This window comes from Paracoccus sp. 22332 (assembly GCF_052045125.1).
Lineage (GTDB): Bacteria > Pseudomonadota > Alphaproteobacteria > Rhodobacterales > Rhodobacteraceae > Paracoccus > Paracoccus haematequi_A.
Genome location: NZ_JBQEOI010000066.1, coordinates 1 through 9,983, shown reverse-complemented (window position 1 = coordinate 9,983; position 9,983 = coordinate 1). Strand labels below are relative to the sequence as shown.

The 9,983-nt window shown below is 63.4% G+C and carries 8 protein-coding genes and 4 pseudogenes; 7 read left to right on the top strand and 5 right to left on the bottom strand.

All coding sequences use genetic code 11. The features are described from left to right. Positions 1–20: 20 nt before the first annotated feature. The 3 genes from tnpC (ACTJI6_RS22560) to tnpA all read right to left on the bottom strand — a co-directional run bounded on the left by tnpC (ACTJI6_RS22560) (position 21) and on the right by tnpA (position 2,427). Positions 21–1,586, bottom strand: a complete 1,566-nt coding sequence (tnpC, locus tag ACTJI6_RS22560; RefSeq protein ID WP_080622378.1) for an IS66 family transposase — start codon at positions 1,584–1,586, stop codon at positions 21–23. A gap of 68 nt (positions 1,587–1,654) precedes the next feature. Continuing rightward, positions 1,655–2,014 (bottom strand): IS66 family insertion sequence element accessory protein TnpB, encoded by a 360-nt coding sequence (gene tnpB, locus ACTJI6_RS22555; protein WP_214273084.1) that lies wholly within the window; start codon positions 2,012–2,014, stop codon positions 1,655–1,657. After that, positions 2,008–2,427, bottom strand: a complete 420-nt coding sequence (tnpA, locus tag ACTJI6_RS22550) for an IS66-like element accessory protein TnpA (RefSeq protein ID WP_440798008.1) — start codon at positions 2,425–2,427, stop codon at positions 2,008–2,010. The genes tnpB (ACTJI6_RS22555) and tnpA overlap by 7 nt, the downstream gene beginning before the upstream one ends. Here tnpA and ACTJI6_RS22545 point away from each other — a divergent pair. The 5 genes and pseudogenes from ACTJI6_RS22545 to ACTJI6_RS22525 form a co-directional block, all read left to right on the top strand. Beyond that, positions 2,416–2,958, top strand: coding sequence for a hypothetical protein (locus ACTJI6_RS22545; protein WP_440803903.1), 543 nt, complete (start codon positions 2,416–2,418; stop codon positions 2,956–2,958). The genes tnpA and ACTJI6_RS22545 overlap by 12 nt on opposite strands. Before the next feature lie 237 nt (positions 2,959–3,195). Further along, a pseudogene (locus tag ACTJI6_RS22540) lies at positions 3,196–4,197 on the top strand (IS5 family transposase); the annotation flags it as partial. 70 nt (positions 4,198–4,267) lie between these two features. Then, positions 4,268–5,061, top strand: a pseudogene (locus ACTJI6_RS22535) (IS3-like element ISPam3 family transposase); the annotation flags it as partial. A gap of 225 nt (positions 5,062–5,286) precedes the next feature. After that, positions 5,287–5,559 (top strand): annotated as a pseudogene (locus tag ACTJI6_RS22530) (transposase); the annotation flags it as partial. A 39-nt stretch (positions 5,560–5,598) separates the two neighbouring features. Further along, positions 5,599–5,991, top strand: a pseudogene (locus ACTJI6_RS22525) (hypothetical protein); the annotation flags it as partial. Here the strand turns inward: ACTJI6_RS22525 and tnpC (ACTJI6_RS22520) are convergent. Together tnpC (ACTJI6_RS22520) and tnpB (ACTJI6_RS22515) are read right to left on the bottom strand one after the other, a co-directional pair. Next, complete coding sequence (gene tnpC / locus ACTJI6_RS22520) at positions 5,898–7,448, bottom strand: IS66 family transposase (protein ID WP_440803901.1); 1,551 nt, start codon at positions 7,446–7,448, stop codon at positions 5,898–5,900. The pseudogene ACTJI6_RS22525 and the gene tnpC (ACTJI6_RS22520) sit on opposite strands and share 94 nt — an antisense overlap. 54 nt (positions 7,449–7,502) lie before the next feature. Continuing rightward, positions 7,503–7,838, bottom strand: coding sequence for an IS66 family insertion sequence element accessory protein TnpB (gene tnpB / locus ACTJI6_RS22515; RefSeq protein ID WP_440803899.1), 336 nt, complete (start codon positions 7,836–7,838; stop codon positions 7,503–7,505). On the opposite strand from tnpB (ACTJI6_RS22515), the gene istA reads away from it, so the two are divergent. After that, entirely contained in the window at positions 7,837–9,369 is a 1,533-nt protein-coding gene (gene istA, locus ACTJI6_RS22510) for an IS21 family transposase (protein WP_440797346.1), read from the top strand. The genes tnpB (ACTJI6_RS22515) and istA overlap by 2 nt on opposite strands. Beyond that, on the top strand, positions 9,359–9,983 hold a 625-nt coding region (gene istB / locus ACTJI6_RS22505), incomplete at its 3' end, for an IS21-like element helper ATPase IstB (protein WP_440797344.1). The genes istA and istB, both read left to right, overlap by 11 nt.

The window sequence follows — 9,983 nt, the reverse complement described above, 5'->3', positions numbered from 1 at the left end:
GTAAGCGCGACGACGAGGCCCTATGCAGCGAGGCTTGACGCTTGGTCGTAGCACCAGGGCATGAGGTCCTCGATGCGGGATCTGGGGTGTCCGTCGAGGATGGCCCGGAGGGTATCGGCGAGGTAGTCGACGGGGTTCACGCCGGACAGCTTGCAGGTGGCAACCAGCGAGGCGAGCATGGCCCAGTTCTCGGCGCCGATTTCGTTCCCGGCGAAGAGGGCGTTCTTCCGGGTCAGCGCGATCGGACGGATCTGGTTTTCGACCGGGTTGGTGTCCAGCTCGAGGGTGCCATCGTCGATAAAGCGGATCAGGCCGGGCCAGTGCGCGAGGGTGTAGCGGATATCCTCGGCCAGCAGGGACTTCCGCGGGATGCGCGAGAGCTGGGTCTCCAGCCAGGGCTTGAGCGCGGAGATGATCGGGGCGGATTGCTCGCGTCGGATGGCCATGCGGACGGCCGGGTCCTTGCCGCGCACGGTCTTTTCGATCTGATACAGCAATGCGATCTGGCGCAGCATCTCCTCGGCGATGGGCGAGCCGTCGCTCTCGACGCGTTTGACGAAGCGGCGGCGGACGTGGGTCCAGCAATAGACCAGCTGCCACGGCCCCTCATCGCGCGTGATCTCGGTCAGCGCATTGTAGGATTGGTAGGCGTCGCATTGCAGGAACCGGCCGCGGTATCCGGCCAGGAACCTAAGCGGATGTTCCCGTCCCCGACCGGGAGCGTAGTGGAACAGCACGAGGGGCGGGCCGGCACCGCCATGCCCGCGATCGTCGGATACGACGGCCCAGAAGTAGCCGCTCTTGGTGGCCTTCCGGCCCGGCTCCAGAACAGGCGCGCGGGTCTCGTCGACGAAGATCCGGTCGGCGACGCGCAGGTGGACCTTCATGTGGTCGATCACGGGCATCAGGTGGAAGCAGGCGCGGCCGACCCAATTGCCGAATGTGCCGCGGTCGAGGTGGAGCCCCTGCCGCTCGAAGATCCCCGCCTGGCGGTAAAACGGAAGGTGGTCGCCGAACTTCGAGATGATGATCCATGCGATCAGCCGCTCGGTGGGCAGGCCGCCCGGCACGACGTGCTCGGGCGCATGAGCCTGCACTACGGCCTGCGAGCAGCGGCGACAGGCATATCTGGGGCGCCGCGTCACAAGAACCTGGAACTGCGCCGGGATCACGTCGAGCCGCTCGGAGACATCCTCCCCGATCCGGGCCATCTCACCACAACCGCAGGGGCAAAGGGTGCTGGCCGGCTCGATCACGCGCTCGACCCGGGGCAGATGCGCCGGCAGATGCCCACGGTTGCGCGCGGGCTTGCGAGGTTCTTCCCCTCGCGCCCGGGAAAGCGCGGCTTCAGCCTTCTCCTGCGCGGCCTCAAGCACGCCCTGGGCCAGTTCGGCGTCCTCGAGCGGCAAATTGAACTGGTCGGGTGACAACTTCTCGGAACTCTTGCCAAAGCGCTCGCGCTGCGAGGTGCGCAGGATACCCTCCAGCCGGCGGTTTGCCTCCTGTACCTCCGCGAGCGCTGCCTCGACCTCCGCGAGGCGGGCCTTCAGATGAGCGTTCTCGCGGCTGAGAGTGTCGGCATCCATGCCTGAAGTGAATCACGCTGATGCCGTTCTGGCCAGTAAAAACGGGGCCTCCAGTGCGTCGGATGCACTTACCCTGCAACCAGCGGGCGGCGCACCCGCTCGGGTCTTACCAGTCTCCAGTCCAACCCCTCGAACAGCGCCGCCAGCTGCGCCGAGGACAGGCGCATCACCCCATCCCGCACCTGCGGCCAGACGAACTTGCCGCCCTCGAGGCGCTTGTGAACGAGCACCATCCCGGTCTGGTCCCAGACCAGAATCTTGATACGATCTGCCCGCTTCGCCCGGAAGACGAAGACCGCCCCGCAGAACGGGTCGAGCCCGAACATCTCCTGCACCGCCAGCGCCAGCCCGTCGATGCCCTTGCGGAAGTCCACCGGCCGCGTCGCCACGTAGACCTTCACCGGCCCGCCCTGGCCGAGCATCACCATGCCGCCGCCCGCGCCGCTCGGATCGACCGCGTAAGCAGAACCTCATCGGTATCTGCGCCGACGCGGATCACGACATCACCCACAACAATCTCCACGCCGGTGCTGGCCTCCGTCTCTGCCGGCATCTCCGCTGCGGCGCCCTCGACGACCAGTTCTGCAAACATCGGCAGTGCCGCCACGCTCTCGGGCACGACAAGCTGTCCGTCCCGTAGCTTCTTCCGCCAGTCATAAACCTGCCAGCGCGTCGTCCCGTGCCGCCGCGCGACTTCGGTCACCGAAGTTCCCGGCACCAAGCTTTCCGCCGCAATCCGCGCCCGCTCCGCCTTCGTGCGTCGCTGACGCCCGGTCGGCCCCTCCATCACTTCCAGCCGCGAAACCCCACCATCCGAGAAGCCGTCCAAATGGCCGCCCATTTTGCCGTCTCGTTCCAAGCCAACACCTCCGACGTTCATGCGCACGGAGATTGGCCCGTTCAGATCACCAGCGGCAGGAGGGGATCAGCGTCGCGCTTACATTTGTCTCGCTGTCAAAGCCGCGCAGCGGACGAATATGCGCGCATGAATATGCCTTTCGAACTTGGCTTAGATTTAGGGATACGACGGAGCGCTGATAATCTGCCAAGTCCAAAGAAATTTTTGATATTCGAGCGCCGTCCTTACGAGCTTAAACGAACACTCTCAGACCTAGCAGGCCAAGACGTTGACGCTCACCATGAAGACTACCAAGAAGTCATGCGGAAAACGCGAGACTTTCTTAAAGTGGAAGCTGAACGAAGCCTCCCCGGCACAGCCCGCATTGTCGCGGACTACGAAACTTTCCAAGCTTGGATGATTGAAAAGAAACTTGGCGAAGGGCATTCTGAGAGGGATGCTATGCGATTACCGACATCGGAGCGCCTTGAAGAAATGAGAGCTTGGATGGCAGAGGGAAAACCGGTTAGCTGACTCAGGGACAAGAACAGCTCGGCACCAAGCAGCCGTTCGGTTCTTGTGGCCGCTGCATAGCCGCATGTCTCTAAACGGCCGCTGGCTCTCAGTGCAATAAGATTTTGGCGTGCTATTTAGTCCGGCCTGAACAACTTCTACTGCTTTGATTTTGTGTGCTGAAGCTGGGGTTTCATTCGCTTTGAATTGCAGGGTTTCGTATGCTTTGGTCAGAAACCCTGCAATTTCCGGTCGCCGATGAAGCCCCATTCCCGCGCCCCTGAACAGGATGACCTGCTCCGTCCGAGACTGGTCGACATGATCGATGCGCACCACGAGCTGGTGAAGCTCGCCGCGCTGATCGACTGGGAGTTTTTCGAGCGGGAGTGGGCAACCTTCTTCCCTTCGCACCAAGGGCGGCCGGCGACATCTCCACGCCTGGTGGCGGGGCTGATGTATCTCCAGCATGCTTTCAAGCTCTCGGACGAGGCCGTCGTCGCCCGGTGGGTTGGAAATCCCTACTATCAACATTTCACCGGCGAGGCGTTCTTTCAGCACCGCCCGCCGATCGACCCGTCCTCGCTGACACGCTGGCGCAAGCGCATCGGCGAAGAAGGGGTGGAGTGGCTGCTGACCAAGACGATCGAGGCAGGTCGGGCATCTGGCGCCGTTACCGACAAGAGCCTGAAGCGGGTGGCTGTCGACACAACCGTGATGGAAAAGACCATCGCTCATCCGACGGATGCCCGGCTCTACGAGCGTGCCCGCGCCTTGCTGGTGGGCCTGGCCAGAAAGGCAGGGATCGATCTGCGCCAGAGCTACGCCCGCCTTGCCCCGCGGCTGGCCGCCCAAGTCGGACGGTATGCCCATGCCCGGCAGTTCAAGCGCATGCGCAAGGCCCTGCGCCAGCTCAAGGGCTATGTTGGCCGGGTGCGCCGGGACCTGCGCCGCTACCTCCAGGACATCCCCGAAGGCGCGCTACGCGGACGGGTGCTGGAGGCGCTCTGGCTGGTCGGTCGCCTGCTCAAGCAAACACCGAAGAGCAAGAACAAGATCTATGCCCTGCACGAGCCGGAGGTCGACTGCATCTCCAAGGGCAAGGCGCGGGTCCGATACGAATTCGGCACCAAGGTCAGCCTCGCCACCACTCTCGATGGGGGCTTTGTCGTCGGTGCCCGGAGCTTTCCTGGCAACCCCTATGACGGCCACACCCTGGCACCCGCACTGGAGCAGGTCGCCATCCTGACCGACCAGGTGCCGGGGTAATCCCCCCGAAAGTAAGGGGATGCCGAAGTAGAATTTTCTCGGCAGGATCGACGAGGAGATTCTGATGAAGAAGACGAGATTTACCGAGGCACAGATCATGGGCGTGCTGCGACAGGCCGAGGGCGGTATGCCCGTGGGCGAGTTGTGCCGCGAGCATGGGATCAGCAGCGCGACGTTCTACAAGTGGCGGGCCAAGTATGGCGGCATGGATGCGTCCATGATGAGCCAGATGAAGGCCCTCGAGGACGAGAACCGGCGGCTGAAGCGCATGTTTGCCGATCTCAGCATGCAGGCCGACCTGCTTCGAGAGGCTCTTGGAAAAAAGTGACGCGGCCAGCTCGACGCCGGGAGTTGGCCGAGAAGGCGGTGGCGACGAAGGGTGTCAGCATCGCGCTGGCGTGCCGCGCGTTCGGCGTCAGCGAGACCTGTTTCCGCTACAGTCCGAGGCGCGACGAAGAGAACGAGATGATCGCCGACCTGCTGGTGGGGCTGACCAATGTCCACAAGACGTGGGGCTTCGGGCTGTGCTTCCTCCACCTGCGGAACGTGAAGGGGCATGTCTGGAACCACAAGCGGGTTCACCGGATCTACTGCGAACTGGAGCTGAACCTGCGCATCAAGCCGCGGCGACGGCTGAAGCGCGAGAAGCCCGAGGAACTGGCCGTGCCGGATGCCCCGAACCTGGTCTGGTCGATGGATTTCATGGCGGACCGCTTGGCCGACGGGCGGCAATTCCGGCTTCTGAACGTGCTAGACGACTTCAATCGCGAGGGCCTGGGGATCGAGGTCGACTTCTCGCTGCCCGCCGAACGGGTCGTCCGCTCCCTGAACCAGATCATCGAATGGCGCGTCTTGCCGGGAACGGCAATCAGCACCTCGTGCCGATGTTTGGAAATGTCGATGCCTACCAGAACACGGGCATCCGAAGTATGCTCAACCTTGGCCATGGCCGGTCTCCTCTGTGGTGTGGTTCGCAAAACCACCATAGAGACCCAAGACCCGGTCATGGCCGCCTGCTGCGCAATTTTGGAGGCTGCGCAGGCGGCCATAAACTTCAAACGCGCTTCATTCCCAACATGCTACGGCACCGAATACGTCAGTTCCACGCTGATGACCTGGGCCGAGAAGCAGGGCATCGCCCTGACATACATCCAGCCCGGCAAGCCGCAGCAGAACGCCTATGTCGAGCGTTACAACCGGACGGTCCGCCACGAATGGCTCGACCTCTACATCTTTGAAACCATCGAGGAGGTGCAGCAGATCGCCACCGAATGGCTATGGACCTACAACAACGAACGCCCGAATATGGGCATCGGCGGCGTTACACCCGCCATGAAGCTGAAAATGGCCGCGTGAGTTCTACGGTCGCACCCCGTTAAAACGGGGAGGATTACCCCGGCCCTGGCTGTGGTCGACCGCGGCTATCGCGGCCATGGCGTGGAAACCACCAGGGTCCTGATCAGCGGCACGAGACGCGGCATCACCCCGCTCCTGGCACGGCTCCTCCGGAGGCGAAGCGCCATCGAGCCTGAGATCGGCCACATGAAGAGCGACGGTCGCTTGGCCAGATGCCCGCTGAAAGGCCGCATCGGCGACGCGGTCTTCGCCGTCCTCTGCGCCTGCGGCCACAATATCCGCAAGATCCTCGCCCATCTCAGGGCTCTTTGTAAGCGGTGGTTGCGCCGCACCTTCTTTCAGCTTGACGGTTTGAAGTTCCACGGCAGCAGATCGTCGATCTGGGCCTGCGGGTGGCCGGCTGCGACGGCTTCCAAGGTTGCCTTGAGATAGGCGAAGGGCTCGACGCCATTGACCTTTGCGGTGGCGACAAGGGATGCGATGCGCGCCCAGGATCGACCGCCCTCATCATGACCGGCGAACAGCGCATTCTTGCTGGTCAGGGCGATCGGCCTGATCAGGTTCTCGACGCTGTTAGAGTCGATCTCGACGCGGCCGTCGCGCAGGAAAGTCTGCAATCCGTCCCAGTGGCGGTGGATATAGGCCAGCTTCTCGCCGAGGCGGGACTTCGCAGAGATACGCCGGCATTGCGCCTGCAGCCATTCGCCGAAGGCGGCGACCAGCGGCGCACTGCGTGCTTGGCGGGCCGACAGCCGCTGGCCTGGTCCCATGCCACGGATCTCGGCCTCGATCTGGTAAAGCTCGGCGATCCGGCGCAAACCCTCAGCCGCGATCTCGGAGCCGTCGCGATCGAAGATCTCTTTCAGCTTGCGCCGCGCATGTGCCCAGCAATGGGCGACGATGATCGGCGCGCCGCCTGTCCGGGACGGCCGTGTCAGGCGGTTGTAGCCGGGATAGCCATCCAGTTGCAGAATGCCGTCAAAGCCCTGCAGGATGCGCTCTGCGTTTTCGCCCACGCGGTCGGGCGCATAGGTGAAGACCACACCGGGGGGATCGCCCCCGCCCCATGACCGGTCATCGCGCGCCAGGGCCCAAAGGTAGCCGGTCTTGGTCCGTCCCCTGCCAGGATCGAGCACGGGTGCGGTGGTCTCGTCCATGAACAGCTTGTCCGAACGCTTCAGGTGTTCGGTCAGCCGATCGACCACGGGGCCGAGATGGAAGGCGGCGGTGCCGATCCAGTCGGCCAGCGTGCTGCGATGCAGTACGACCCCGGCCCGAGCCAGGATCTGGCTCTGGCGGTATAAGGGAAGGTGGTCCGCGTATTTACTAACCAGCACATGCGCAAGGGCACCCTCGGTCGGCAGTCCGCCCTCGATCAGGTGCGCGGGTGCCGGTGCCTGGATCACGCCGTCAGCACACCGGCGGCAGGCATACTTCGGGCGGATGGTCACGATGACCCGCAGTTGCGCGGGCACGATGTCCAACCGCTCGGCCCGGTCCTCACCAATGCGGTGCATCTCACCACAGCCGCAGGGGCAGAGCAGGCTGTTCGGCTCGATCACCCGCTCGATCCGGGGCAGGCCCGCCGGAAGATGCCCACGGTTGCGGCGTGCGGCTCGACGCGGAGGCGTGCCGAGCGGTGCCGCGGCCTCCTGCCGCGCCTCGACCTCGGCCACCGCTGCTTCGAGATCCTCGAAAGCCAACTGGCGCTCGTCATCGTTCAGCTTTTCGGAGCGTTTGCCATGCACGACCTGGTTCAGTTCGGCAATGAGATGCTCCAGCCGCCGGTTCGTTTCCCGCAGCGCATCCCGTTCGCGCAGCACCGCCAGCACAGCTGCACGTTGGCTTTCAGGAATGGCGGAAAGATCGATAGGCGGGGCGGCGGACATGCCACCAATATAGCCTGATCTGACTGTAATATCATACTTTTTATTGTGTGAAAGTCATTCTGACACAGATGGCCTTGAGATCTCCAAAGGCCGAACCCGGCGCCAGTCAAGGCCGGAAAAAAGCGCCTCGAACTGTGTGCGGCTCAACGTCATGGCGCCATCCCGGACCGCCGGCCAGGTGAAGCTGTCGGCCTCGAGACGCTTGTAGGCCATAACCAGGCCGCTGCCGTCCCAGAACAGCAACTTCAATCTGTCAGCGCGTTTGGAGCGGAACATGTTGATTTCCACCCAGAACTGAGCCGGATAGGCTCGTAATTTCCACTGAGAATTGAGCCATGTGAACCTTTCCCCAAAGCGATGAGCGGCGGGGGTAACGGGAGTGATCCACATGGGACTTTTGAACATCATTCGACGCATGCACTTGCGGCAGAAGCTGTCGGTCCGCGAGATCGCGCGGCGCACCGGTTTGTCGCGCAACACGATTACGAAGCACCTGGCGGCAGACACGATCGAGCCGAAGTTCGCCACGCCGGATCGCCCGAGCAAGCTTGATCCTTTCGCCGAGAAGCTGGCCGGCTGGCTGAAGACGGAGGCCGGCAAGTCGCGCAAGCAGCGGCGGACGCTGAAGCAGATGCATGCCGATCTGGTCAAGCTGGGCTTCACCGGCTCCTACGGCCGGGTTGCGGCCTTTGCGCGGCAATGGCGCACAGATCGCCAGCGGGAACAGCAGACCACGGGCCGCGGCACCTTCGTTCCGCTGTCTTTCCGACCGGGAGAGGCCTTCCAGTTCGACTGGAGCGAAGACTACGGCCATCTGACGGACGAGCGCACCAAGCTTCAGATGGCGCATATCAAGCTGTCGCACAGCCGGGCCTTCCTGTTGCGCGCCTATCCGCTGCAGACCCACGAGATGCTGTTCGATGCCCATTGGCACGCGTTCCGTGTGTTCGGCGGCGTGCCTGAACGCGGCATCTACGACAACATGAAGACGGCAGTGGATCGTGTGGGCCGTGGCAAGGAGCGGCAGGTCAACCTCCGCTTCCTCGCCATGGCCAACCACTATGTCTTCGAGCCGGAGTTCTGCAATCCGGCAGCGGGTTGGGAGAAGGGACAGGTCGAGAAGAACGTTCAGGACTCCCGCCATCAGGTCTTACAAGGGATGCCGGGCTTTCCCGACCTTGCCATGATGAACACCTGGCTGGAACAGCGCTGCCTGGAGGTGTGGCAAGAGACCCCGCACGGCACGCTGCCCGGCACCATCGCCGATGTCTGGGCTGAGGAGCGGGCCGCATTGATGCCGTTGCCGCCGGCCTTTGACGGCTTCATCGAACTCAGCAAGCGCGTCTCGCCCACCTGCCTGATCAGCTTCGAGCGCAATCGCTACAGCGTTCCGGCATCCTTTGCGAACCGACCCGTCAGCCTGCGGATCTATCCGGACCGGCTGGTCGTGGCGGCCGAGGGCAACATCCTGTGCGAACATTGCCGCATCATCCAGCGCAGCCACAAGCTGCCACCGCGGACGATCTATGACTGGCGGCATTACCTGGCTGTTCTTCAGCGCAAGCCCGGGGCGTTGCGCAATGGCGCGCCCTTTGCCGAGTTCCCGCCTGCCTTCCGGCAGTTGCAGGAGCAGATGCTGCGCAAACCCGGCGGTGATCGGGAGATGGTCGACATCCTTGCCCTGGTTCTTCAGCACGACGAACAGGCCGTGCTGACGGCGGTGGAGTTGGCCCTGGCCGAGGGCGTGGCGACCAAGACCCATGTGCTGAACCTGTTACACCGGCTGGTCGATGGCAAGGTCATTGGCGGGCCGCCCCTCGATACCCCGCAGGCCCTGGCCCTGCGCCGTGAGCCAAAGGCCAATGTGGAGCGCTATGACGGCCTGCGCACCCAAGCTGCAGGAGGCCGTCATGCGTCATGATCCTGCCAGCGGCGCCATCGTCATCATGCTTCGCAGCCTGAAGATGCATGGCATGGCGCAGGCCGTGACGGACCTGATCGAGCAAGGGGCGCCGGCCTTTGACGCAGCCGTGCCGATCCTGTCTCAACTGCTGAAAGCCGAACTGGCCGAGCGCGAGGTCCGCTCCATCGCCTATCACATGAAGGCCGCACGCTTCCCCGCCTACAAGGACCTCTCGGGCTTCGACTTCTCAGCCAGCGAGATCAACGAAGCCACAGTCCGGCAACTCCACCGCTGCGAGTTCATGGACGGGGCCCAGAACATCGTCCTGATCGGCGGCCCGGGCACGGGGAAGACCCACATCGCAACCGCCCTCGGCGTCCAGGCCATCGAGCATCACCGCCGCAAGGTCCGCTTCTTCTCCACCATCGAACTGGTCAATGCCCTGGAACAGGAAAAGGCCAAGGGAAAGGCCGGGCAGATTGCCGAAAGCCTGACCCGCCTCGATCTCGTGATCCTCGATGAACTGGGATACCTGCCCTTCAGCGCCTCGGGCGGGGCGCTGCTCTTCCATCTGCTGAGCAAGCTCTATGAGCGGACCAGCGTCATCATCACCACCAACCTCAGCTTCAGCG